The 24,194-nt window shown below is 69.9% G+C and carries 19 protein-coding genes; 12 read left to right on the top strand and 7 right to left on the bottom strand.

Annotation, left to right across the window (positions count from 1 at the left end):
* Positions 1–111: 111 nt before the first annotated feature.
* A complete protein-coding gene (locus OG272_RS31450; RefSeq protein WP_326578166.1) occupies positions 112–1,230 on the bottom strand; it encodes a hypothetical protein in 1,119 nt (372 codons plus the stop codon).
* A 281-nt stretch (positions 1,231–1,511) separates the two neighbouring features.
* On the opposite strand from OG272_RS31450, the gene OG272_RS31455 reads away from it, so the two are divergent.
* Positions 1,512–2,666 carry a cystathionine gamma-synthase gene (locus OG272_RS31455; protein WP_326578164.1) on the top strand — a complete coding sequence of 385 codons (1,155 nt, stop codon included), beginning with the start codon at positions 1,512–1,514 and terminating at the stop codon, positions 2,664–2,666.
* Between the two features lie 34 nt (positions 2,667–2,700).
* Here OG272_RS31455 and OG272_RS31460 read toward each other — a convergent pair whose 3' ends face one another.
* The 3 genes from OG272_RS31460 to OG272_RS31470 form a co-directional block, all read right to left on the bottom strand.
* Entirely contained in the window at positions 2,701–2,949 is a 249-nt protein-coding gene (locus OG272_RS31460; protein WP_326578162.1) for a hypothetical protein, read from the bottom strand.
* Positions 2,946–3,437 (bottom strand): sigma factor-like helix-turn-helix DNA-binding protein, encoded by a 492-nt coding sequence (locus OG272_RS31465; RefSeq protein WP_327728032.1) that lies wholly within the window; start codon positions 3,435–3,437, stop codon positions 2,946–2,948. The genes OG272_RS31460 and OG272_RS31465 overlap by 4 nt, the downstream gene beginning before the upstream one ends.
* 150 nt (positions 3,438–3,587) lie before the next feature.
* A complete protein-coding gene (locus tag OG272_RS31470) occupies positions 3,588–4,082 on the bottom strand; it encodes a MarR family transcriptional regulator (protein WP_326585643.1) in 495 nt (164 codons plus the stop codon).
* A gap of 165 nt (positions 4,083–4,247) precedes the next feature.
* On the opposite strand from OG272_RS31470, the gene ilvA reads away from it, so the two are divergent.
* From ilvA to OG272_RS31485, 3 genes are all read left to right on the top strand, one after another.
* Positions 4,248–5,477, top strand: coding sequence for a threonine ammonia-lyase (ilvA, locus tag OG272_RS31475; RefSeq protein WP_326578158.1), 1,230 nt, complete (start codon positions 4,248–4,250; stop codon positions 5,475–5,477).
* A gap of 183 nt (positions 5,478–5,660) precedes the next feature.
* Positions 5,661–6,677 carry an ATP-binding cassette domain-containing protein gene (locus OG272_RS31480; RefSeq protein ID WP_405895323.1) on the top strand — a complete coding sequence of 339 codons (1,017 nt, stop codon included), beginning with the start codon at positions 5,661–5,663 and terminating at the stop codon, positions 6,675–6,677.
* Positions 6,674–7,519, top strand: a complete 846-nt coding sequence (locus OG272_RS31485; RefSeq protein ID WP_327728031.1) for an ABC transporter permease — start codon at positions 6,674–6,676, stop codon at positions 7,517–7,519. The genes OG272_RS31480 and OG272_RS31485 overlap by 4 nt, the downstream gene beginning before the upstream one ends.
* 79 nt (positions 7,520–7,598) lie before the next feature.
* Here OG272_RS31485 and greA read toward each other — a convergent pair whose 3' ends face one another.
* Entirely contained in the window at positions 7,599–8,099 is a 501-nt protein-coding gene (gene greA / locus OG272_RS31490) for a transcription elongation factor GreA (protein ID WP_033528003.1), read from the bottom strand.
* A 239-nt stretch (positions 8,100–8,338) separates the two neighbouring features.
* Complete coding sequence (locus tag OG272_RS31495; RefSeq protein WP_327728030.1) at positions 8,339–8,737, bottom strand: DUF4307 domain-containing protein; 399 nt, start codon at positions 8,735–8,737, stop codon at positions 8,339–8,341.
* Positions 8,738–8,964: 227 nt separating this feature from the next.
* Here OG272_RS31495 and mca point away from each other — a divergent pair, with 227 nt between their 5' ends.
* Positions 8,965–9,837 (top strand): mycothiol conjugate amidase Mca, encoded by an 873-nt coding sequence (mca, locus tag OG272_RS31500; protein WP_405895324.1) that lies wholly within the window; start codon positions 8,965–8,967, stop codon positions 9,835–9,837.
* 21 nt (positions 9,838–9,858) lie between these two features.
* On the top strand, positions 9,859–10,104 hold the full coding sequence (locus OG272_RS31505; RefSeq protein ID WP_326578145.1) for a hypothetical protein: 246 nt from the start codon (positions 9,859–9,861) through the stop codon (positions 10,102–10,104).
* A gap of 121 nt (positions 10,105–10,225) precedes the next feature.
* Here the strand turns inward: OG272_RS31505 and OG272_RS31510 are convergent, their stop codons facing one another.
* Positions 10,226–13,528: a tetratricopeptide repeat protein gene (locus OG272_RS31510; RefSeq protein WP_327728029.1), complete on the bottom strand. Its 3,303-nt coding sequence runs from the start codon at positions 13,526–13,528 to the stop codon at positions 10,226–10,228.
* 315 nt (positions 13,529–13,843) lie between these two features.
* On the opposite strand from OG272_RS31510, the gene OG272_RS31515 reads away from it, so the two are divergent.
* The 6 genes from OG272_RS31515 (at position 13,844) to OG272_RS31540 (ending at position 24,163) form a co-directional block, all read left to right on the top strand.
* Positions 13,844–15,127, top strand: coding sequence for a recombinase family protein (locus tag OG272_RS31515; RefSeq protein WP_327728028.1), 1,284 nt, complete (start codon positions 13,844–13,846; stop codon positions 15,125–15,127).
* Positions 15,128–15,212: 85 nt separating this feature from the next.
* A complete protein-coding gene (locus tag OG272_RS31520; protein ID WP_328223935.1) occupies positions 15,213–17,255 on the top strand; it encodes a thioredoxin domain-containing protein in 2,043 nt (680 codons plus the stop codon).
* A gap of 215 nt (positions 17,256–17,470) precedes the next feature.
* The gene (locus tag OG272_RS31525) at positions 17,471–18,733 is read left to right on the top strand and encodes a glycosyltransferase (RefSeq protein WP_326578136.1); all 1,263 of its coding nucleotides are present in this window, start codon (positions 17,471–17,473) and stop codon (positions 18,731–18,733) included.
* Positions 18,730–20,472 (top strand): phospholipid carrier-dependent glycosyltransferase, encoded by a 1,743-nt coding sequence (locus OG272_RS31530; protein WP_327728026.1) that lies wholly within the window; start codon positions 18,730–18,732, stop codon positions 20,470–20,472. The genes OG272_RS31525 and OG272_RS31530 overlap by 4 nt, the downstream gene beginning before the upstream one ends.
* Positions 20,469–21,698 carry a glycosyltransferase family 2 protein gene (locus OG272_RS31535; RefSeq protein WP_326578132.1) on the top strand — a complete coding sequence of 410 codons (1,230 nt, stop codon included), beginning with the start codon at positions 20,469–20,471 and terminating at the stop codon, positions 21,696–21,698. The genes OG272_RS31530 and OG272_RS31535 overlap by 4 nt, the downstream gene beginning before the upstream one ends.
* Positions 21,698–24,163, top strand: coding sequence for a galactose oxidase-like domain-containing protein (locus OG272_RS31540; protein WP_326578130.1), 2,466 nt, complete (start codon positions 21,698–21,700; stop codon positions 24,161–24,163). The genes OG272_RS31535 and OG272_RS31540 overlap by 1 nt, the downstream gene beginning before the upstream one ends.
* Positions 24,164–24,194: the final 31 nt, after the last annotated feature.

Genomic DNA, 24,194 nt, shown 5'->3' on the forward strand with positions numbered 1-24,194 from the left:
AATAGGACGGCCAGGGACGTGTCCATGACCAAAAGATGTGAGAGGCGGAGTATTTCGCACGGGTGTGCGGGGTCGCAAGGGCTTACTGGGGGGCGCGCCCTCAGGCCCGCTTCAGTGCAGCAGCGTCGCCGGGCTCCCGCCGTTCGCCTCGTAGCCCGCCACCGCCAAGGCCCGGTATATCGCGTAGTCCGAGGCCGGGTCGGAGGTGAGGGTCCAGGGGAGGGCGCCTACGTGGCCGTCGACGTGGACGAGCTGGCTCATGGCCTCGGACCAGCGCTCGGAGCGGACCAGGAAGAAGATCAGCAGATGGCGGACATGGGCCAGCATGGGGTCGTCCGGCCGCGCCGCGTGCGCCGCGAACAGGGCACCGTGGATCGCCTTGGTGACGACCTCGCTCTCGTAGAAGCCCTGCACCAGGTTCACCTCGGGCAGGTGCTCGAAGACCGCGAAGAGCGGCATGGCCGCGAGGAGCGACCCCTGCGGGGCGCGGGCGGCCGCCGCCTCGGCGAAGGAGTACGCCAGCTCCCGCGAGCCGTGCCACTTCTCGCACCAGTAGTGCAGGGCCGCGAGGTGGGCGCCCATGTGCGCCGGGTCCCGGTCCAGGATCTTCAGCCAGAGCTGCTCGAACTCCTCACGGGAGTACGCCAGCCCGCGCGCCACCGACAGCTCGATGATGTACGGGATCGGGTCACCGGGGGCCAGCAGTGCCGCGTCGCCGCACGCCGATCTGGCCTCCTCCATGATGATCCGGAAGTCGTCCGTGCCCGGTGTCGACGTCCGCCACGCCTGCTGCACCAGGAACTCCGCGTGCACCGCCGCGCCACCCGCGTCCTTGGGCGCCTCGGCGCGCCACACCCGCAGCCACTGCCCGCCCGGCGTCTCGCCCACCCCGCCGGGCCGCTGCGCCAGCTCCAGTGCCGCCGCACCCGCGAAGGCCTGCACCCGCTGCCACCGGACCTCGCCGACCGCCTCCGTACCGGCCAGCAGCTGCTTCGCCGCCCGGTAGTCCTGGGAACGCTGCACCACGTCCAGCACGTCCAGCAGATCCTGGTCGGGCCCCGGCATCCGCACGTCGAGCAGCTCCTGCCGCACGAACCCGTAGTTCGCCGGGTCCGCCGCGTCCGGGTGCCCCGCCTCCACCTGCTGAATGCCGGCCCGCCGACGCGCCACGATCGGCCACACCACGAACCCGACCATGAGCATCGCCATCAGGACCCAGAGAATCTCCATGCGACAAGGGTTCCAGACGCGGCCGACAATTGCCCAACCCGCCCGTCGACCTGTGGATAACTCCGCGGACTGCCGCACCGTCGGACGGGACTGCCACCCCACCGGACGGGACTGCCGCACCGTCGGACGGCGTCCCAGCCCAGTGATCGGACGGCGTCCTCGCCCAGCAGAGGGGCGGGGAACCGCGCGACCGGCCACGACCGGCCCGCAGCCGCCGATCGACAGCCGCCCTCTTCCCATAAGGCGTCCCGAATCCCGCTGACCGCTTAGGCTCGACATCTATGAGCGACACCCACACCAGCCAGCACTTCGAGACCCTCGCGATCCACGCGGGCAACACCGCGGATCCCCTCACCGGCGCGGTCGTCCCGCCGATCTACCAGGTCTCGACCTTCAAGCAGGACGGCGTCGGAGGCCTGCGCGGCGGTTACGAGTACAGCCGCAGCGCCAACCCCACCCGCACCGCGCTGGAGGAGAACCTCGCCGCCCTGGAGGGCGGCCGCCGCGGGCTCGCGTTCGCGTCCGGACTGGCGGCCGAGGACTGCCTGCTCCGTACGCTGCTCAGCCCCGGCGACCACGTGGTCATCCCCAACGACGCCTACGGCGGCACGTTCCGTCTCTTCGCGAAGGTCGTCTCCCGGTGGGGCGTGGACTGGTCGGTGGCCGACACCAGCGACCCCTCGGCCGTACGCGCCGCCATCACGCCCAAGACGAAGGTCGTCTGGGTGGAGACCCCCTCCAACCCGCTGCTCGGCATCACCGACGTCCCGGCCGTCGCCCAGGTCACCCGCGAGGCGGGCGCGAAGCTGGTCGTCGACAACACCTTCGCCACCCCCTACCTCCAGCAGCCGCTCGCGCTCGGCGCGGACGTCGTCGTGCACTCGCTGACCAAGTACATGGGCGGCCACTCCGACGTCGTCGGCGGCGCCCTGATCGTCGGCGACCAGGAGCTGGGCGAGGAACTGGCGTACCACCAGAACGCGATGGGCGCGGTCGCCGGGCCCTTCGACTCCTGGCTGGTGCTGCGCGGCACCAAGACGCTCGCCGTCCGGATGGACCGGCACAGCGAGAACGCCACCAAGGTCGCCGACATGCTCACCCGGCACCCGCGCGTGTCCCAGGTGTACTACCCGGGCCTGCCCGAGCACCCCGGGCACGAGGTCGCCGCCAAGCAGATGAAGGCGTTCGGCGGCATGGTGTCGTTCCGGGTCGCCGGCGGCGAGGAGGCGGCCGTCGAGGTCTGCGACCGCGCCAAGGTGTTCACCCTCGGCGAGTCCCTGGGCGGTGTCGAGTCCCTGATCGAGCACCCGGGACGCATGACGCACGCCTCGGTCGCCGGCTCCGCCCTGGAGGTACCCGCTGATCTCGTACGCCTCTCCGTGGGCATCGAGAACGTCGACGACCTCCTGGAGGACCTCCAGCAGGCCCTGGGCTAGGTCCCGGACCGGACCCGGGCCCGGTCCGGGGCGCTCACCAGCCCGTCATCGGTGGGGTCGTCTCCGACGGCGGCTCCACCCAGGGGCGGGCCATCGACGCCCACACCAGGAACGCGACCACGGCGGCCAGCAGCACCAGCCACATCAGATGGCGGGCCGCCGTCCGGCGCCGCAGCATACGGCCGCCGCGCCGCGCGGCGGCCGCGCACAGGTCGGGCGGCACCTGGGGCGGCTTCCGGTCGAGAATCCGCCGCACGGCCGCCTCGCGCTCCCGCAGACTCATGACGGGGCCACCTCCACCACCTTCTTGGAGACGGCCTTGCGCGGGGGATGCAGGACCGTCGCCATCGCGCGCAGACAGATCGCCCGTACGCGTTCGACGGGCAGCCCGAGCAGCGCGGCCGTCTGTTCCTCGGCGACCCCCTCGTAGAGCCGCAGGACGAGGATCAGCCGCTCCTGGGGGCTGAGGATGCCCAGGACGCCGCCCGGCGCGGGGCGGAAGAAGGCGTGGCGGTGCCAGGCCCCGCGCGCGAAACGGACGGCCAGCTGCTGCCGGGTCCGGTCGTACGGGTCCTCGCCGCGTAGCCGGTCCCAGGTGGCGTAGGTGTGGGCGAGGGCATGGGTCAGCAGCCGCCGCGCGCGCGGGTTGGCGTCCGGCGGCTCCGCCGTGAGCAGGGTGGCGGTCTGCAGCAGCCGGCCCGCCGCACCCGCGACGAACGCCTCGAACTCCCGGGCCCGGCGGGCGCCTTGGGCCACATGCCGTTCTCGCACCGCGCCTCCCGCCTGAGGCCGACCCTGAGGAACGGGCCCCGGCCGCGTACCCGTCGGTGTACCCGTCGGTCCGCCGCGTACGGATTCCTCCGTCGCGTACGACAAGGGCCCGGTCTCATATGAGGCCAGGAGGGGTGGCGCGGTCAAGGGTCAGGAGGGTGACGGTGCCTCCGGCGCCGCCGCCATGCGGGTCGAGAGCGCCGTGTTGAAGCGGGTGAGGAGGGAGCAGAAGGCCTCGCGCTCCTCGGGGTCCCAGTCCTGGGTGAGCTCGGCCATCAACTGGCGCCTGGAGGAACGTACCTCCTCAAGGCGGGACAGCCCTCGCGGCGACAGCTGGAGGACCACCGCGCGGCCGTCCTCCGGATGCGAGGTGCGCTTGACGAGTCCGGTGTCCACGAGCGGCGCCACCTGACGGGTGACCGTCGAGGAGTCGATCCCCATGCTCGCCGCGAGCGCCTTGACGCCCATCGGGCCTTCCTTGTCGAGGCGGTTGAGCAGCAGGTACGCGGCACGGTCCATGGAGTTGCGCACCTGCCCGACGCCGCCGAGCCGGGTCTGTTCGGCACGGCGTGCGAACACCGCGACCTCGTGCTGCAGCGTGTCGAGAAGACCGTTGTCACCGACAGTCGTCATGTCCATCGACATTTCAGGTGTTGTGGGCATGGCCAAAGGCTCAATTCATGCGTGGGGCGCTGGGTTGGGGGACAGAGTACGCGGACCGGGCGCGGGGTGTACGGGCCCCGCTGAAACCCGGTCCCGCCCCTTGGTCACACCCGCGTCCAGCCCCTGTGAACTGCGAGACTGGTAGTCATGAGCTACAGCACGGCTGACTCCTTTCCACGGGTGACGCTCGACGACGTGCGAGGCGCGCAGAAGATGCTTACGGGCATTTCACGTGTCACCGCCATGGAGGGCAGCAGGCATTTGTCGCAGCTCGTCGGCGCGCCGGTGCACTTCAAGTGCGAGAACCTCCAGCGGACGGGTTCGTTCAAGCTGCGCGGCGCGTACGTCCGTATAGCGGGCCTGCTGCCCGAGGAGCGTGCCGCCGGTGTCGTCGCCGCGAGCGCCGGGAACCACGCCCAGGGCGTCGCCCTAGCCTCCTCGCTGCTCGGTGTGCGCTCCACGGTCTTCATGCCGAAGGGCGCCCCGCTGCCGAAGATCAGCGCCACCGAGGAGTACGGCGCCGAGGTGCGTCTGCACGGCACGGTGGTCGACGAGACGCTGGCCGCTGCCCAGGAGTACGCGACCGAGACCGGCGCGGTGTTCATCCACCCGTTCGACCACCATGACGTCATCGCAGGTCAGGGCACGGTCGGCCTGGAGATCCTGGAGCAGTGCCCCGAGGTGCGCACGATCGTGGTCGGGATCGGCGGGGGCGGGCTCGCGGCCGGCATCGCGGTCGCGGTGAAGTCGCTGCGGCCGGACGTGCGCGTCATCGGCGTCCAGGCGGAGGGCGCGGCCGCGTACCCGCCCTCGCTCGCGGCCGGGCTGCCCGTGGCCGTGGCGAACCCGGCGACGATGGCCGACGGCATCAAGGTCGGACGGCCCGGCGACGTGCCGTTCGGGATCATCGCCGAGCTGGTGGACGAGGTCCGTACGGTCTCGGAGTACAACCTCTCCAGCGCCCTGCTGCTCTGCCTGGAGCGGGCCAAGCTGGTCGTGGAACCGGCCGGAGCCAGCCCGGTCGCCGCCCTGCTGCGCGACCCGAAGTCCTTCGAGGGCCCGGTCGTCGCGGTGCTCTCCGGCGGCAACGTCGACCCGCTGCTGATGCAGCGCATCCTGCGCCACGGCATGGCCGCCAGTGGCCGCTACCTGCAGGTACGCCTCCGGCTGACCGACCGGCCGGGCGCCCTCGCGACGCTGCTGGCGGTGTTGTCGGAGGCGGACGCCAACGTCCTGGACGTGAGCCACGTACGGACCGACCCCCGGCTCGGGCTCACGGAGGTGGAGGTCGAACTGCATCTGGAGACGAGGGGGCCGACGCACTGCGCCGAGCTGAACCTCGCCCTCCGCGAGGCGGGCTACACCGTCATCGACTGAGGCCGGGCAGGCCCTCTGGCACGTGCTTGTCACTCGTTCGGGTAAGCCCATTGAGAGACGCGATACATCGCGTTACGGTGTGTTTCGTGCTCGCCCGCGGCGTGGCCCACGCCACCCGTGCGGCAGGGCAAAGCGTGCAAAACCAGGCTTTGCGAAGGAACCTCGAAGACGTGGAGAAATCACATGCCAGGCGCCATCCATGCCGAAGGCCTGGTGAAGACCTTCGGTGACGTAAGAGCCCTCGACGGCGTCGACCTCGATGTCCCCGAGGGCACCGTCCTGGGCCTGCTCGGGCCGAACGGCGCGGGCAAGACGACCACCGTCCGATGCCTCACCACCCTGCTGCGACCCGACAGCGGCAGGGCCGTCGTCGCCGGCATCGACGTGCTGAAGGACCCCGACGCCGTACGGCGCTCGGTCGGCCTCTCCGGCCAGTTCGCCGCGGTCGACGAGTATCTGACGGGCCGGGAGAACCTGCAGATGGTCGGCCAGCTGTACCAGATGCGCGCCAAGGCCGCGAAGGTGCGCGCGGGCGAGCTGCTGGAGCAGTTCCACCTCGCCGACGCCGCCGACCGCCCCGCCAGGACGTACTCCGGCGGTATGCGCCGCCGGCTCGACCTCGCGGCCGCGCTGGTGGTGTCACCGCCGGTGATGTTCATGGACGAGCCGACCACGGGACTCGATCCGCGCAACCGCCAGCAGCTGTGGGAGGTGATCAGGCGGCTGGTCTCCGGCGGCACGACCCTGCTGCTCACCACCCAGTACCTCGAGGAGGCCGACCACCTCGCGCACGACATCGCCGTGGTCGACCACGGCCGCGTCATCGCCCGCGGCACCTCCGACCAGCTCAAGGCCCGCACCGGCGGCGAGCGCGTCGAGGTCGTCGTGCACGAGCGCGAGCGCATCCCGGCCGCCGTCGAGGTGCTGACCGGCTTCGGCAAGGGCGAGACCACCGTCGAGGACCACACGCGCAGGCTCACCGTGCCCGTGGCCGGCGGTGCCAAGCTCCTCGCCGAGGTCATCCGCGAGCTGGACACCCGAGGCATCGAGATCGACGACATCGGGCTGCGCCGCCCCACCCTGGACGACGTGTTCCTCTCCCTGACGGGACACCTCGCCGAAAGGAAGGACGAGACCGAGGAGCACGGCGGGCCCGCCGACGCGAAGGGTCGCGGCCGCAGGACGGGGGCCGCGAGGTGAGTGCCACCACCGGAGCCGCGCGCGTCGCACCGTCCGGCAACCCGATCACCCGGTCCGTCCGGGACTCGCTGGTCGTCGCCAAGCGCAATTTGATTCGCATGTCCCGAATTCCGGAAATGGTAATTTTCGGGCTCATCCAACCCATCATGTTCGTGGTGCTGTTCACCTATGTCTTCGGCGGTTCCATGAACATCGGCGGCACCACGGACCCCGGTGTCTATCGCGAATTCCTGATGGCCGGCATCTTCGCGCAGACCGTCACCTTCGCCACCGCGGGCGCCGGTGCGGGCATCGCCGACGACATGCACAAGGGGCTCATCGACCGCTTCCGCTCGCTGCCGATGGCGCGCGGAGCCGTGCTGACCGGGCGGACGCTCGCGGACCTGGTCCAGACGACGTTCACCCTGGCGGTGCTGGCCGTGGTCGCCCTGCTCGTCGGCTGGCGCACCCACACCAGTTTCGGCGAGGTGCTCGGCGCCTTCGGCCTGCTGCTTCTCCTCGGGTACGCGTTCACCTGGGTCGGCGCACTGATCGGCCTCTCCGTGAGCACGCCCGAGGCGGCCACCTCCGGCGGACTGATCTGGCTCTTCCCGGTCACGTTCATCTCGAACGCGTTCGTGGACTCCAGCCGGATGACGCCCTGGCTGCAGCATGTGGCCGACTGGAACCCGTTCAGTGCCACCGTCCAGGCCTGCCGCGAACTGTTCGGCAACCCGGGGGTGTCGCCGTCGGACGCCTGGCCGATGCAACACCCGGTGTGGGCCTCCCTGATCTACTCGGTCCTCATCATCGTCATATTCCGGACCCTGTCCGTACGGAAGTACCGCTCGGCGGCGTCGTGAGCGGCGACCGGCCCCGGACATGACCGGGCCCCCGGCGCCGAAGGGGCGCCGGGGGCCGGATCGAGCGACGGTTGAGCGGTCAGCTCTGGTAGGGCACGGCCTTGAGGATCTTCACCGAGGCGAACTTGCCGTTCGGCAGCTCGTACTGCGCGTCCTGGCCGACCTTCTTGCCGATCACGCCCGAGCCGAGCGGGGACTGCGGCGAGTAGGTCTCGATGTCCGAGCTGGCGTACTCACGAGAGGCGAGCAGGAAGGTGACCGTGTCGTCCTCGTCGCCGTCGAAGGCGATCGTCACGACCATGCCGGGCGCCACCGCGCCGTCCGCCGACGCCGGCGCCTCGCCGACCTTGGCGTTCTCCAGGAGCTGGGTCAGCTGGCGCACACGGAGCTCCTGCTTGCCCTGCTCTTCCTTGGCCGCGTGGTACCCGCCGTTCTCGCGCAGGTCGCCCTCCTCGCGCGCGGCCGCGATCTTGGCGGCGATCTCCGTGCGCGCAGGACCAGACAGGTACTCCAGCTCGGCCCTGAGCTGGTTGTACGCCTCCTGGGTCAGCCAGGTGACGTTCTCGCTGGTCTGGGTCACAGGTGCTCCTCGTAGGTACTGGGAATACAAAGCATCGCCCTACCCAGAAGAATGTTCCTTCACGAGTGGGCGAAACCACGAGCCTAACAATTCAGTGGCGGAAGGGGGAGGACATAAACCACAAGCATTACGTCGACGCAGGTCAGGGCGTCGATTCGGCAGAGCTCGGGGCCGGTCGACGTCTACGTCACGGGTCGGTCGACGTCTACGTCCGGGGGCCGGGGGCCGGGGGCCGGGGTTCAGCCGACGTGGCAGCCGAGCAGCTCGGCCGTGGTGCCGCGCGCGGTCGTCCTCAGGGTGACGACGTCGTCGATGTCCGTGGTGTCGGCGGCGAAGCGGAAGTCGGCGCGGCCGACCTCGGCACCGTCCTCGGACTGGGAGCGCACGGTGCAGTAGCCCTTGACCCCGGCGTCCTTGTCGCCCCTGAGGTGCACCTTCACCGAACGCGCCGACGTATCGAAGGTGTAGATCTCGACGCTGATCCTGTTGCCGGCGACGTAGTGGTAGGCGAACCAGCCGATGAGGACCAGGAGGGCCGCGCCGAGGACGCTGCCGATGACCTTGAGCTTGCGGTCGGCACGCTCGTCCGCGGAGCGGCCGTACCGGCCCTCGGGAAGCCGCGTGCTCGCCGTGCTCATGTCGTCTCCTCGGAAAGGGGCCGGGAGCGCGCTCCCGGCAGGGGCGTCCACGCTCTGGACCGGGAATATCCCGCCCCCCGATGCCGTCACTATAGAAGCCCCGCGCCCAGCGCCTGACGGCCGCCCCATACGGGTGTCCGAGCGGGACGGCAGTATGGACTCACCGGATCGCGCCGGGCCGAGTCACCGAAGTTCAGGCCGGGCACCGAGTTACGAGGGAATGAGTCTTGACTGACCAGCTGCGACTGATGGCCGTGCACGCGCACCCCGACGACGAGTCGAGCAAGGGTGCGGCCACCATGGCGAAGTATGTGTCCGAGGGGGTGGACGTGCTGGTCGTGACCTGCACGGGCGGGGAGCGCGGCTCCATCCTCAATCCGAAACTGCAGGGCGACAAGTACATCGAGGAGCACATTCACGAGGTACGCAAGAAGGAGATGGACGAGGCCCGCGAGATCCTCGGCGTCGGGCAGGAGTGGCTCGGCTTCGTCGACTCCGGCCTCCCGGAGGGCGACCCCCTCCCGCCCCTTCCCGACGGCTGCTTCGCCCTGGAGGACGTCGACAAGGCGGCCGGCGAGCTGGTCAGGAAGATCCGCGCGTTCCGTCCCCAGGTGATCACCACCTACGACGAGAACGGCGGATACCCGCACCCCGACCACATCATGACCCACAAGATCTCGATGGTGGCGTTCGACGGCGCGACGGACACCGAGAAGTACCCCGAGGCCGAGTACGGCCCGGCGTACCAGCCGCAGAAGCTGTACTACAACCAGGGCTTCAACCGCCCCCGCACCGAGGCGCTGCACAACGCCCTGCTGGAGCGTGGCCTGGAGTCCCCGTACGGCGACTGGCTCAAGCGCTGGGACGAGTCCGAGCACAAGGACCGCACTCTCACCACGCACGTCCCCTGCGCGGACTTCTTCGAGATCCGTGACAAGGCTCTCATCGCCCACGCCACGCAGATCGACCCCGACGGCGGCTGGTTCCGGGTTCCGATGGAGATCCAGAAGGAGGTCTGGCCCACCGAGGAGTACGAGCTCGCGAAGTCCCTCGTGGACACCTCGCTCCCCGAGGACGACCTCTTTGCGGGCATCCGCTAGCCCTGGGGGACAATGCCAGGCATGAGCGTAAGCCTGGCAGTCACACACCTCGTCCCCCTCGCCAAGGAGCTGGACAAGGACAAGGTCACCCCCGGCGTCCTCGGTTTCATCGTCTTCGCGGTGATGGCCCTGGCCGTCTGGGGCCTGATGAAGTCCATGAACAAGCACATGGGCAAGGTCGACTTCAAGGAGTCGCCGGACGCGGACGCCTCCGTCGAGGAGACGACGACGGATGCGCGCGGCAAGGCGACACCGGCCAAGGGCTGAGCGCCGAGGCCACGGCTCGACGGCGTGACTCCGTGACACCGCTCAGGTGTCCCGGAGTCACGGTGCGTCTGTCACCGAGTCACGGCGCGTCGCCGTGGGGGCCTGCCGCCGAGCCCTCGGCTCACCCCTGCCCGCCCGACACCGGGACCCCCATCACCTCCCGGGCATGCCGGTTCGGGACCATGCCGAGGGTCCAGGCCCGCCAGCCGCTCTCCAGGTTCACGCCTCGCTCCAGCAGCAGCTCGTACGCCTCGATGTACTCGGTGAGTTTCTCGTCGCGCAGGGGGTGGTCGGTGCGGGAGAGGTGGGCCAGGTCCTCCTGGGCCACGGCGGTGCCGATCTCCACACCGCCGGGGGCCGCGTACGGCAGCAGCGTGCACTTCAGGAAGCGGGCCCAGTCCTCGCCGCGGCGGTCGCCGTAGGAGGTGAAGAGACGGGTCGCCTCCTCGCAGAGGGCCAGGGCCTGGGGAGTGCGGGTGTTGCCCGCGTCCACGACCGCCAGTTCCAGGCAGGTCCAGGCCTCGCCGTGGGCGACGCCGATCCGCTGGAAGTCGGCGCGGGCGTCGACGAGGAGTTGGCGGGCGAAGCCGGAGTTGCGCAACGAGCCGGTCTGGACGGCTCGTTGGTCGCGGGTCACGCGGGCCGAATGATGCCTCGCGCAGGCCAGGCCGTAGACGTCGCGCATGCGGGAGAACATCGTGCGGGAGCGTTCCAGTTCGCGGACCGCCTGGTCGAGGTTGCCGGTCTCCTCCAGGGCCTGGCCCAGGTAGTAGCCGGACCAGGCCTCGCCCCGGGCGTCCTCGTTGTCGCGGTGGCGGGAGAGGGCCTGGCGGAGGCCGTCGACGGCGGCGGAGGGGTCGCCGGCGACGAGGCGGGCGCGGGCCAGCTGGGTCATCGACCAGGCCTGGCCCCGGGCGTCACGGGTGCGGCCGAACAGGTCCAGGGCGGTGCGCAGTTCGCTCTCCGCCCGCGGCACCTCGCCCATGCGCAGCAGCAGTTGGCCCAGCTGGAAGTAGGCCCAGCCCTCGCCGTGCAGGGACTCCTGCTGCCGGTGGATGACCAGGGCCCGGGTGAGGAGGTCCATGGCGTCGGCGAGGTGGGCGCGGTCGCGTTCCACCGCAGCCAGGGCGTGCATCGTCCAGGCGCGGTCCGCCGCCAGCTGGGGGCCCGCCTGGAGCTGCAGGGCCTCCAGGAGCTTCGCCGCCGCCTCGGTCAGGTTGCCCTGGTGGTGGAGGGTGATGCCCAGGGAGCACAGGGCACGGGCGGCGCCCGCGTCGTGGTTCGTCTCCATGTAGAGGTCGACGACCGAGGCGAGCGTCGTACGGGCCTTGTCCAGCTCACCCAGCTGACGGGCCGCGATACCCGTACGCCACTGGACCGAGCGGGTCAGCAGGCCCTGGTCCACCGACTGGGCCAGCTCGCTCAGCTCACCGAGGCGGTAGAGATCGCCGCGCAGCAGGCAGTAGTCGCACAGGGCGCCGAGGAGGCTGAGGACCGCCGCCTGGTTCACGCCCTCCGCGTGCCGGAGCGTGGAGGTGATGAAGCTCGTCTCGTCGTCCAGCCAGCGCAGCGCCTCGTCCAGGGAGACGAAGCCGTGCTGGCCGAAGCGGTCCGAGCGGGTCGACATGTTGCCGTCGACCAGGCGCAGGACGGAGTCGGCGAGGTCCGCGTAGGTGACGATCAGGCGTTCCTGCGCGGACGTGCGCTCGCTCGGCTCCTCCTCGTCCAGGAGACGGGCGTGGGCGAAGGCGCGGACCAGGTCGTGCAGGCGGTAGCGGTTGCCGTGGACGTGGTCGACCAGGCCCGCGCGGGCGAGCGCGGTGAGGTGGCGGGTCGCCTCCGTCTCGTCGGTGGCCAGCAAGGAGGCGGCCGCCGCCGCGCCCAGGGACGCGCGGCCCGCCAGCGCCAGACGGCGCAGCAGCCGGCGCGAGGGTTCCGACTGGTCGGTGTAGCGGAGCCAGAGGGCCCGTTCGACCGGTTCGACCGGGCCGTACGCGCCCAGGTCCGTGGCCAGTTGGCCGGGCGTACGCGGGCCCAGGGACGAACCGGCGATGCGCAGGGCGAGGGGGAGGCCGCCGCACAGGTGCCGGATCCGGGCGACGGATGCGGTGTCGGGGGCGGCGGATGACGACGTCCCCGGGGAAGCGCCCGCCGGCCCCCCGGCGGATGCGCCCGCCGATGCCCCCGCCGGCGCTCGCGTGGACGACGCCCCCTCCGACAGCACCGAGCCGTCCTGTGCCGCCGTGCTCAGCAGTTCGTGCGTGCCGTCGCCGTCGAGGGCCTCGACGGGGAGCTCGTGGACCCAGGCGGGGAGGTCGGCGGGCAAAGCGAGCGGGGTGCGGGCGGTGACCAGGACGAGGCTGTCGGAGCGCTCCGGGACGAGGGCGCGGACCTGCTCGGGGTCGGAGGCGTCGTCCAGCACGATCGTCACCGGCAGGGCCGTCAGATGCTGGTGGTACAGCTCACTCAGCCGTTTGACCTGCTGGTCCTGGGAGGTGCGCTCACGGAAGAGAAGCTGGTCGCGGGGGGCGCCGAGACGATTCAGCAGATGCATCAGCGCGTCCCGGGTGGACAGCGGGGTCTCCTCCGGGCTGTCCGCGCGCAGGTCGACCACGCAGGCGCCCCGGAAGTAGTCCCGCAGCTCGTGGGTCGCGCGGACGGCGAGGGCGGTACGGCCGGAGCCGGGCGCGCCGTGCAGCACGACGACCGTGGGCCGGGTCTCGGTCTCGGCGCGGGCCGCCTGCACCCACTGGCGGAGCTTCCCCATCTCCGCCCGCCGGCCCGCGAACCGGTCGTCGGACTCCGGGAGTTGGGCGAACGACTGCTCCAGTACGTTGCGCCGCCGGGCCGCCGCGCTCTTGTCCGCGCCGCGCAGCTGGGGCGCCTTCTTCTTCGGCGTGGACGCGGCGAGGACGCGCTGCTGGTCCAGGAACGGCCTTATCCCACGCACCTCCAGCGCCGTCAGCCACTGCAGCCGCAGCTGTTCGGGGCCGCCGGGCTGGCCCAGAGCGCCCGCGCGGTGGTGATTCGCGGGAAGATGGGAAGCGGTCACCTTCAGGACCGTGGCCACGGCGCTCGCGATGCCGACGATCAGGCCGGTGCTCACGGCGGTCCCGGCGTCCACACCGAAGGAGAGGTCGGCCACGACCGCCGTGCCCGCGGCTACGGCCGCGACCAGCAGGGGAGTTCCGGAGCCTTCCTTCGCGTAGCGCTGGCCGAAGGTGAGGCGGCCGACCTCCGATTCGTCCAGTGCGCGGGTGTACGCCTCGTACTCCTCCGCGGCGTTCTGCGCCATCGTGTCCAGTGCGGAGCGGGCCCGGCCCAGCAGGACTACCCCGTCGGTACGGCCGCCCGACCTGCGGACCTCCTCCTCGACCGCCCGGACCAACAGCCGTTCGGCCTCCCCCCGGTGGCTGTCCCGCATCACACGTCCCCCTATCGCCGAAACGGCTGCCTTTGGCCAGTGTGGAGCGATCGGGGCGCGTTAGCGAGAGGGCGTGGATCAGCCGGGGAGCGCATGCGCGGGTGCACAGGCGTTCTGTGGCCGCACGGAACACTTCCGGCGCGCGGCCCTCACGGGATCACCGCGTGACCGTGCATCGGAGGTACGGCGATCACCATGTGCCTGGCGGGTCGGCTGAACTTCCGCGATGGGTCCACGAGCTGATCCGGTTCGGTGACCTCTGGATCTCTCGCTCGTTTCTTTGGGTATCGAGCTGATTTCCGAAAAGGGGGCGCTGTGCACGGCTTTGCCGTACATGAGCCGACCGGACTGATCCGGGTCGTGTCCTACGCGCGTACGTCAGAGGACGTCCGGCAACGCGACGGACATGGAGTCCGTCATCAGCTGCGAGTCAACGAGCGAACAGCTCTTGATCACGGCTGCGAGATCATTGCGACGTACAGCGACAACGGTCGCAGCGCGTCCAGGACGGGAGTGGTGAGGCCTGGATTCGACGGATTGATCGCGGACCTGGCGCGCGGGCAAACCGAGACGGGGCAGTCGATCGAAGGGGTGGTGTGCGTCGCCGACGACCGGCTGTATCGCCGCGCGGAAGATCTTGCCCGCTTCTTTGCCGCGCTGACCAGCCGACCGGGACGCGTTTACGTCGATCCGCAGGGAGTCCGAGATCCGTACTCACAGGAAGGGTTGCTGCAAGCCGTGCGCTCCCTGGACGCGTCGGTCACGGAAACGCGAGTCAGAAGCCGACGCCTGTCGAACTGGCACTGGGCTCGCGCCGTCGAGGGCGTGCCACACAGCGGGCCGCGCCCCTTTGGCTGGCGAGACGACAGGATCACGCTGCACCCCGACGAGGCGCATCTCGTCCGACAGGCGATCAGTGACCGAATCGGAGGGAAGGCAGTTCGGGCCATTGCGCGAGACTGGTGTGACCTCGGGGTTACCGGAACGCGCGGCGGAAAGCCCAATGGCCAGGCGGTCACACAGATCATCACTACGCCCAGGGTGTGCGGTTACCGCGCCAACAACGGGCAGCTGCTGCTGGTCCCGGAGACACGGCGGCCGGTACTGGGGCAGTGGGAACCCATCGTGACGCCGGGCCAGTGGCAGGCGGTGTGCGCGACGTTTTCGCCGGGCAGTCTGTATTTGCACAGGGGCAGCGGTGCTCCGAGAGTCGCAGGAAGCAGGACTGCCCCACGTCATCTTGGCTCTGGCTTTCTGCGCTGCGGGGCGCAGCGTCCCGATGGCCCAGTGTGCCGTGGCCCGCTGTGCGCTCAGAAAGGGAAGAGCAAGAAGAGTCCCTACGTCTACTCCTGCCGCTGCTGCGGACGATGCAGCATCAGTGGGCCGCTGGCCGACAAGATCATCGAACGGTCGATCCTCACTGAGGCGTACGGGCGAGGAGTACCCGAAGCCGCGTGTCGACGCTGGGAGTCCGGCCAGATGGGGGTGGAGGAGAAGCGGAAGCTCATCGGATCGGCCATCACCCACTTCATGGTCCGGCCCGGTGTGAAAGGCGATCGCTCCTGGGACTACTCGCGACTGGAGCCCGTGTGGCGTTGAGCAGATCGGGTGGCACGGCAGGAGGGAACGTTGGAGCGACAGGCCGTCATGCGGTCCGGCGACGACAGTCAGGCACGATGGAGTCATGCCGAACCGACTGGCCCATGAGACGTCCCCGTACCTCCTCCAGCACGCCGACAACCCCGTCGACTGGTGGCCCTGGTCGGAAGAGGCATTCACGGAGGCACGCCGGCGACGTGTTCCCGTACACCTGAGCGTCGGTTATTCAAGCTGCCATTGGTGCCATGTCCTAGCTCGGGAGAGCTTCGAGGACGAAGCGGTCGCCGCCTTCATGAACGCCCACTTCGTCAACATCAAGGTCGACCGCGAGGAACGCCCCGACGTCGACGCCGTCTACATGGAGGCGGTGCAGGCGGCGACCGGGCAGGGCGGCTGGCCCATGACCGTGTTTCTGACGCCGGAGAAGGAGCCGTTCTACTTCGGGACGTATTTCCCGCCGGAGCCCCGGCACGGGATGCCGTCCTTCCGGCAGGTGCTGGAGGGCGTGCGGGCCGCCTGGGCCGACCGGCGGGACGAGGTCGCCGAGGTCGCCGGGAAGATCGTGCGGGACCTGGCCGGGCGGGAGTTGAAGTTCGCGGCGGTCGACGTGCCCGGGGAGGACGAGCTCGCGCAGGCGCTGCTGGGGCTCACCCGGGAGTACGACGCGGCGCGCGGCGGGTTCGGCAGGGCGCCCAAGTTCCCGCCGTCGATGGTCATCGAGTTCCTGCTGCGGCACGCGGCGCGCACCGGCTCCGAGGGTGCGCTGCAGATGGCGCGGGACACGTGCGAGCGTATGGCCCGCGGTGGCATCTACGACCAGCTCGGCGGCGGCTTCGCCCGGTACTCCGTCGACCGTGAGTGGGTGGTGCCCCACTTCGAGAAGATGCTGTACGACAACGCCCTGCTCTGCCGTGTCTACGCCCACCTCTGGCGGGCCACCGGCTCCGAGCTCGCCCGGCGCGTGGCCCTGGAGACCGCCGACTTCATGGTCCGTGAACTCCGGACGGACGAGGGCGGGTTCGCCTCCGCGCTGGACGCCGACAGCGACGACGGGACCGGGAGGCACGTCGAGGGGGCGTACTACGTCTGGACGCCCGAGCAGCTGACCGAGGTGCTCGGGGAGGAGGACGCCCGGCTCGCCGCGCACTACTTCGGGGTCACGGAGGAGGGGACCTTCGAGGAGGGGGCGTCCGTTCTTCAACTACCGCAGCACGAGGGCGTGTTCGACGCCGAAAGGATCGAGTCGGTCAGGAACCGGCTGCATGGGGCGCGTTCGCGCCGCCCGGCGCCCGGCCGGGACGACAAGGTGGTCGCCGCCTGGAACGGGCTCGCCGTCGCGGCGCTCGCCGAGACCGGCGCCTACTTCGACCGCCCCGACCTGGTCGACGCCGCGATCGCCGCCGCAGACCTCCTCGTACGACTGCACCTGGACGAGAAGGCGCGGCTCGCGCGGACCAGCAAGGGCGGGCGGGCCGGGGCCAATGCCGGCGTGCTGGAGGACTACGCGGATGTCGCGGAGGGGTTCCTGGCACTGGCGTCGGTCACGGGGGAGGGGGTGTGGCTGGAGTTCGCGGGGTTCCTGCTCGACCATGTGCTCGCGCGGTTCGTCGACGAGGAGTCGGGGGCGCTGTACGACACCGCCGTCGACGCGGAGAAGCTGATTCGGCGGCCGCAGGATCCGACCGACAACGCCGTGCCGTCCGGGTGGAGCGCGGCCGCGGGAGCGCTGCTGAGCTATGCCGCGCACACCGGGTCCGAGCCCCATCGGGCCGCCGCCGAGCGGGCGTTGGGTGTGGTGAAGGCCTTGGGCCCGCGTGCGCCCCGGTTCATCGGGTGGGGGCTGGCCACGGCGGAGGCGTTGCTCGACGGGCCGCGTGAGGTGGCGGTCGTCGGACCGGAGGGGCATCCGGGGACGAAGGAGCTGCACCGGGCGGCGTTGCTGGGCACCGCGCCGGGTGCGGTGGTGGCCGTAGGGACCACGGACAGTGGCGAGCTGCCGTTGCTGGCCGACCGTCCGCTCGTCGGCGGTGAACCGACCGCGTACGTCTGCCGTAACTTCACATGTGACGCTCCCACGACCGATGTCGACCGGTTGCGTACGGTCCTCGGAGCGGCGTCGACCGGCTGAAACTCGTCGGTTCGAGACCGGGACATGATCGAACAACTGCCTGGAAACGGGACTGTGTTCGGACACGTCCGATTACACGTTCTACCGAACGGAAACACGGTTTTTATCGGAAGGGTCCCCCAAGTTCACAGTTTCCCCTTAGTCTCTCCACAGTCACGCGACGGGCGTCATCGCCCGTCGCGACAGGGGGTATTGGGGATCCGGGGGGATCTATCTTGCTGACGTCTGTCTTCATAGCTGTCGTTTCGCTGGTTTTGTTCTGGATGGCGGCTTTCACCCTGTGGTGGCAGATGCACGCCTGGCGCACGCCCGAAGTGCTGGCCTCCACCCGGTTCAGCAGACCGGACGGCGACGAGCATGTGTCGTTCTCGCTGCTGCTGCCCGCACGCCATGAACAGGCCGTGCTGGACCACACCATCCAACGACTGCTCGAATCGAGCCACGACGACTACGAGATCATCGTGATCGTCGGGCACGACGACCCGGAGACCACCGCGGTGGCCCGGGCCGCCGAGGAGCGCGACCCGCGCGTCCGCGTGGTGGTCGACCACCACGAGAAGAAGAACAAGCCCAAGGCCATGAACACGGCGCTCCCGCACTGCCGCGGGGACGTCGTCGGGGTCTTCGACGCAGAGGACCAGGTCCATCCCGAGCTGCTGTCCCACGTCGACCACGCCTTCCGCACCACGGGCGCGGACGTGGTGCAGGGTGGTGTGCAGCTCATCAACTACAACTCCAGCTGGTACAGCCTGCGCAACTGCCTGGAGTACTTCTTCTGGTTCCGGTCCCGGCTGCATCTGCACGCGCAGAAAGGGTTCATCCCGCTCGGCGGCAACACCGTCTTCGTCCGCACCGACGTGCTGCGCGAGGCGGACGGCTGGGACCCCAACTGCCTCGCCGAGGACTGCGACCTGGGCGTCCGGCTGTCGAGCGTCGGCAAGAAGGTCGTCGTCGCCTACGACTCCGACATGGTGACCCGGGAGGAGACCCCCGGCAGCCTGATGTCGCTGATGAAGCAGCGCACCCGCTGGAACCAGGGCTTCCTCCAGGTCTACCGGAAGAAGGACTGGAAGCAACTGCCCGGCTTCCGGCAGCGGTTGCTGGCCCGCTACACGCTGATGACGCCGTATCTCCAGGCCGTCTCCGGCGTGATCATCCCGCTCAACGTGGCCGTCGCACTCTTCCTCGACGTCCCCGTGGGCGTCGCCTTCATCACCTTCCTGCCGGCCGTCACCGCCCTCGTCACCTTCGTGTTCGAGGTCGTCGGACTGCACGACTTCGGCAAGCAGTACGGCCTGCGCGTCCGGTTCGTCCACTACGTCAAGCTCGTCGTGGGCGGCCCCTTCTACCAGGTGCTCCTCGCCTTCGCCGCCGTACGCGCGGTGTGGCGTGAGCAACGCGGCCGCAACGACTGGGAGTTGACCAGCCACGTCGGCGCACATCTCGCGAACGTGACCCGAGAGGACGTTCCTGCGTGACCTCCACACTTCCCGCGGCGACCAAGACGGAAGTCAAGGTCCCCGCGCAGCGGACAGCTGCGCCCGCAGCCGGTTCGACCAGTCGAACGATCGCCTCCGCTTCCCCGACGCCTTCACCGAAGCGCCTGCGCGACTCACGCTCCGACCTGGTCCTCTGCGGTCTCCTCCTCGTCGCGATCATGATCGTGCAGGGGTGGAACATCGCCGACTACCCGACCCTCAGCGACGACGAGGGCACCTACCTCGCGCAGGCCTGGGCCGTGCAGGAGGGCAGAGGGCTCGCCCACTACACCTACTGGTACGACCACCCGCCCCTCGGCTGGATCCAGATAGCCGTACTGACCTGGATCCCCGCCCAGCTCGCCCCCGAGTCGATGACCGTCGGCTCGATGCGCGCGGTGATGCTGCTGATCAGCGCCATCAGCGCCGTCCTGGTCTACGTCCTCGGCCGCCGCCTCTCGCTGCCCCGCTGGGCCGCCGGCCTCGGCATGGCCCTCTTCGGGCTCTCCCCACTGTCGGTGGTGCTCCAGCGGGAGATCTTCCTCGACAACATCGCGGTGATGTGGACGCTGCTCGCGTTCTGCCTCGCCGCCTCACCGAGCCGTCACCTCTGGCACCACTTCGCGGCGGGGCTGGCCGCCGCGGCGGCCGTGCTCACCAAGGAGACGATGCTCCTCGTCCTGCCCGCCGTGATGCTCACCATGTGGCGGCACAGCCACCGGGACACCCGGAAGTTCGCCCTCACCGGCGCCGTCACCGCCTGCACCCTGATCGGCGTCTCGTACCCGCTGTTCGCCCTGCTCAAGGGCGAGTTGCTGCCCGGCGCCGGCCATGTGTCGCTGTGGGACGGCATCGTCTACCAGATGAGCCGCCCCGGCTCCGGCTTCATCCTCACCGAGGGCACCGGTTCGTACGGCGTCCTGCAGTCCTGGCTCTACTACGACCGCGTCCTGCCCCTCGGCGGCCTCGCCGGAGCGCTGCTGCTCCTGGTCACCTGGCGCTGGTCGGTGACCGCGCGGGCACTCGCCGGACCCGCGCTCGCCGTCGCGATCCTCGCCGGAATGGCCCTGCGTCCCGGCTATCTGCCCGCGATGTACGTCCTCCAGGCCCTGCCCTTCCTCGCCCTCGTCCTCGCGGGCGGCACGGCGAGCGTCACGCACGGCGTCCTGCGCAGGTGGCGGAGCGCGACCGAGAGGCGGGCCCTGACCTGGGGGCGGCATGTGGTCGCCGTCGCCCTGGCCGCGGCCGCGGCGGTGTACGTCGTCCCCCGCTGGTACGACGGCAACCACACCGCGATGACGTTCGACGCCAACGCGCCCTACCGGCAGGCCGCCCAGTGGCTCGGCTCCGAGGTCGAGGACCCCGGCGACACCCGGGTCCTCGTCGACGACGCGCTCTGGCTCGACCTCGTCCACGAGGGCTACAAGCCCGGCCTCGGCGTCATCTGGTTCTACAAGGCCGACCTCGACCCCGCGGTGACGAAGACGATGCCGCGCGGCTGGCGCGACCTCGACTACGTGGTCGCCTCCCCGACGGTACGGCGCGACGCCGTCGACCTGCCCAACGTCAAGGGCGCGATGGAGAACTCGACGCCGGTCGCCACCTTCGGCACCGGCGAGGACCGGATCGAGATCCGCAAGATCGAGGCCGCCGGCGGCGACGCACGAGCGCGCGAGACCGACGCGGCCGGCGGCGACGACCGGATCCGCGATACCGAGGCCGCTGGAGGCGACCGATGAGCAGTGGAAGCTATGAGTCCACCGCCCCCGAGGAACTGGGCGACCCGGCCGTGCGCGGTGCCGAGGTTCCCGAGCCCGGGGCCGTCACCATCGTCGTGCCGACCTTCAACGAGGCGGCCAACGTACGGGAGTTGCTGCACCAGATCACCGAGACGGTGCCCGGGCGGCTGCCCTGCGAGGTCGTCTTCGTGGACGACTCCACCGACAACACCCCCGAGGTGATCGACGAGGCCGCGCAGGACTGCCCGTTCCCGGTGACCGTGCTGCACCGCGACGAACCGGTCGGCGGACTCGGCGGCGCGGTCGTCGAGGGCATCAAGGCGGCCACGTCCGACTGGATCGTCGTCATGGACGGCGACCTCCAGCATCCGCCGTCCCTGGTACCGGAGTTGGTGGCGACCGGGGAGCGTTCGTCAGCGGGTCTGGTGGTCGCTTCCCGCTACATCAAGGGCGGCAGCCGGGCCGGACTCGCGGGCAGCTACCGCGTCGCCGTCTCGCGCGGCGCGACCTGGCTCACCAAGTCCCTCTTCCCGCGCCGGCTGCACGGCATCAGTGACCCGATGAGCGGCTTCTTCGCGATCCGCCGCAGCGCGGTCACCGCCGACATCCTCCAGCCGCTCGGCTACAAGATCCTCCTCGAACTCGCCGTGCGCAGCCGCCCGCGCCAGGTCACGGAGGTGCCGTTCGTCTTCCAGGACCGGTACGCCGGCGAGTCCAAGTCGACCGCGCAGGAGGGCCTGCGCTTCCTGCGCCACCTCGTCGGCCTGCGCACCGCCTCCCCGCTGGCCCGCATGATGGTGTTCGGGCTGATCGGCGTCACCGGCTTCCTGCCGAACCTGGCGGGCCTGTACGCCCTGACCTCGGCCGGCATGCACTACGTCCCCGCCGAGATCCTCGCCAACCAGCTCGGGGTGCTCTGGAACTTCTTCCTCATCGAGCACCTGCTCTTCCGCGAGCGGCGCAGGCACCGCAAGGGCTGGGACCGCATCGGCCGGTTCGCGTTGCTCGCCAACGCCGACCTGGTCCTTCGTATCCCCCTGATCGCCCTGTTCGTCGGCCGGTTCGAGATGGGGGCGCTGCCCGCGACCGCGCTCGCCCTGGTGACGACGTTCGTGCTGCGCTTCGTGGGGACCGAGGCGCTGGTCTATCTGCCGCGAAAGACGTCTCGCCGTGGGGAGCACGGCGAGCAGATGATGCAGGCCGAGCCGGCAAGGAGAGCCGTGTGATGAACCACCTGAAGAGCCGTTTGCGGTTCCGTAGCAGACCCAGACGGTTCCGTATCAGACCCAGACGGAGAACAGCCCTGCTGGCGGTCGGAGGACTCGCCGCCGGCCTCCTGCTGATCTCGCCCCAGTCCGCGTCCGCCGCCAACCTCATCCAGAACCCCGGCTTCGAGACCGCCGGTACGGACGGGATGCCGTACTGCTGGGAGAAGTCCGGCTGGGGCGACAACGACTTCACCTTCACCACGGTGGCGGACGCCCACTCCGGCACCAAGGCCATGAAGGTCGAGCTGACCCGCCGGGTCTCCGGCGACCGCAAGGCCCTGATCACCGAGTCGGCGGCCTGCGCGCCCTCCGTCACGGTGGGCAAGCAGTACGACCTGGCCCTCTGGTACAAGTCGACGACACCGGACACGTCCGTCACCCTCTTCCGGCACGACACCACGGCGGGCTGGCAGTACTGGACCGACCTCAAGACGCTGGACATGGCGGCGAGTTGGACCGAGGCGACGGTCCGCACCCCCGAAATACCGGCCGGCACCGACCGGATCACCTGGGGTGTCTCCGTCTACGGCACCGGCTCGGTCACCACCGACGACTACACGATGGACCAGGTCGCCGACCCCGTCCCCGAGCCCGACTGCACGGGCACGGCTGAGGAGTGCGAGAACGGCCGCTGGGACGTGCTCCCCACCCAGAACCCCGTCCGCTCCATGCACTCCGTCGTCCTCAACAACGGCAAGGTGCTGCTGATCGCCGGCTCCGGCAACAGCGAGGAGATGTTCGAGGCGGGCACGTTCACCTCCGCGGTCTACGACCCGAAGAACGGCACGTACAAGCAGATCCCGACGCCGGACGACATGTTCTGCGCGGGCCACGTGCAACTGGACGACGGCCGTGTCCTCGTCATGAGCGGCAACAAGGCGTACCCGGCGGCGGACGGTTCGCACGGCTACGAGGGCTACAAGGACTCGTACATCTTCGACCCGGTCACCGAGACCTACAGCAAGACCAACGACATGAACGACGGCCACTGGTATCCGTCGGCGACGATCCTCGGCAACGGTGACGTCATCTCGTTCGGCGGTCTGCGCGAGGACTCCACCGGCTCGGTGGCGGCCGAACTGTGGTCGGACGCCGAGCAGAAGTGGCTGGAGCTCTGGAAGGTCAACCAGACCTGGTCGTACTGGGGCCTGTACCCGTCGATGATCCTCATGCAGGACGGCCGCCTCTTCTACTCCGGCAGCCATGTCTTCGGCAACAACATCCCCGGCACGGGCTCGGCGATCTACGACTACGGCGCCAACACGATCACCCAGGTCCCGGGTCTGCAACGGAAGGACGAGCGTGACCAGTCCGCGAGCGTGCTGCTGCCCCCGGCCCAGGATCAGAAGGTGCTCACGCTCGGCGGCGGCAACATCGAGTCCAACCCCGAGGCGAACCGCCTGACGGACGTCATCGACCTGAAGGCCGCGAACCCGGCGTACGTCGCGGGCCCGCCGATCCCGCAGGGCACGGTGGATCTGGGCAACGGGAAGGTCGCCCAGACGGGTAACCAGGGCAAGATGTACGTCTCGGCGGTGCTGTTGCCCGACGGCAAGGTGCTGGAGACGGGTGGCGCGCTGCACAACCGTGCCGACCCGGTGTTCGAGACATCGATCTACGACCCGGCGACCAACACGTTCGACCCGGTGGCGACGGACCCGGAGGAGCGCGGATACCACTCCTCGGCCTTCCTCCTCCCCGACGGCCGCGTCATGACCACGGGCGACAACCCGGGCAACGGCACGTGGAACCACGACGTGTCGATCTACACCCCGCCGTACCTGTTGAAGGGCCCGCGACCGAAGATCACGTCGGTGATCGACAAGGAGTGGGTGTACGGCGACACGCAGCGCATCACCGTGGACCGGCCCATCGCCAAGGCGGAACTGATCCGTCCGGCGGCGGTGACCCACTCCTCCGACCCGAACCAGCGCTTCGTGGACCTGCCCCTGTCCGTCGACGGCAACAACATCGACCTGAACGTGACGAGCAATCCCAACCTGGCCCCGCCCGGCTGGTACATGCTCTTCGCGGTCGACGCCAACGGTGTCCCGTCGGTGGCGGAGTGGGTCCACCTCCAGGGCCCGACCGCCCTGGCCCAGGCCTCCGGCGACGCCCCCTCGGCCCACGTCCACGACTTCGCGGACGCCCCTGAGGGCAAGACCACGGGCCCCCTGAAGAAGACCAAGTCGAAAAAGGTCAGCCCCACGATCTCCGGCTGCGACCGCCACTACGGCACGGCGAACGTCTGCGTCCCGACCACCTTCCCGAAGGAGGTCAGCAAGACGACGGCGTCGCGGTGCGAGTGGCTGAGGGAGAACGACTACGGGCGCCTGAAGGTCAACGGCAGGGACGATCCGCTGAAGCTGGACCGGAACAGGGATGGTCTGGCGTGTGGGAAGGGTGATGTGAAGCGCCGCTGACGATCAATAGGGCGGCATGTTCGGCCCCGTG

Origin of the sequence: Streptomyces sp. NBC_00104, from assembly GCF_045160825.1 — a bacterium.
Taxonomy (GTDB): Bacteria; Actinomycetota; Actinomycetes; order Streptomycetales; family Streptomycetaceae; genus Streptomyces.

Bases quoted from the DNA above. Each gene is read 5' to 3' on its own strand.
- OG272_RS31450 (WP_326578166.1), bottom strand. From the start codon at position 1,230: ATGGAGATTCTCTGGGTCCTGATGGCGATGCTCATGGTCGGGTTCGTG.
- OG272_RS31455 (WP_326578164.1), top strand. From the start codon at position 1,512: ATGAGCGACACCCACACCAGCCAGCACTTCGAGACCCTCGCGATCCAC.
- OG272_RS31460 (WP_326578162.1), bottom strand. From the start codon at position 2,949: ATGAGTCTGCGGGAGCGCGAGGCGGCCGTGCGGCGGATTCTCGACCGG.
- OG272_RS31470 (WP_326585643.1), bottom strand. From the start codon at position 4,082: ATGTCGATGGACATGACGACTGTCGGTGACAACGGTCTTCTCGACACG.
- ilvA (WP_326578158.1), top strand. From the start codon at position 4,248: ATGAGCTACAGCACGGCTGACTCCTTTCCACGGGTGACGCTCGACGAC.
- OG272_RS31480 (WP_405895323.1), top strand. From the start codon at position 5,661: ATGCCAGGCGCCATCCATGCCGAAGGCCTGGTGAAGACCTTCGGTGAC.
- OG272_RS31495 (WP_327728030.1), bottom strand. From the start codon at position 8,737: ATGAGCACGGCGAGCACGCGGCTTCCCGAGGGCCGGTACGGCCGCTCC.
- OG272_RS31505 (WP_326578145.1), top strand. From the start codon at position 9,859: ATGAGCGTAAGCCTGGCAGTCACACACCTCGTCCCCCTCGCCAAGGAG.
- OG272_RS31510 (WP_327728029.1), bottom strand. From the start codon at position 13,528: ATGCGGGACAGCCACCGGGGGGAGGCCGAACGGCTGTTGGTCCGGGCG.
- OG272_RS31520 (WP_328223935.1), top strand. From the start codon at position 15,213: ATGCCGAACCGACTGGCCCATGAGACGTCCCCGTACCTCCTCCAGCAC.
- OG272_RS31535 (WP_326578132.1), top strand. From the start codon at position 20,469: ATGAGCAGTGGAAGCTATGAGTCCACCGCCCCCGAGGAACTGGGCGAC.
- OG272_RS31540 (WP_326578130.1), top strand. From the start codon at position 21,698: ATGAACCACCTGAAGAGCCGTTTGCGGTTCCGTAGCAGACCCAGACGG.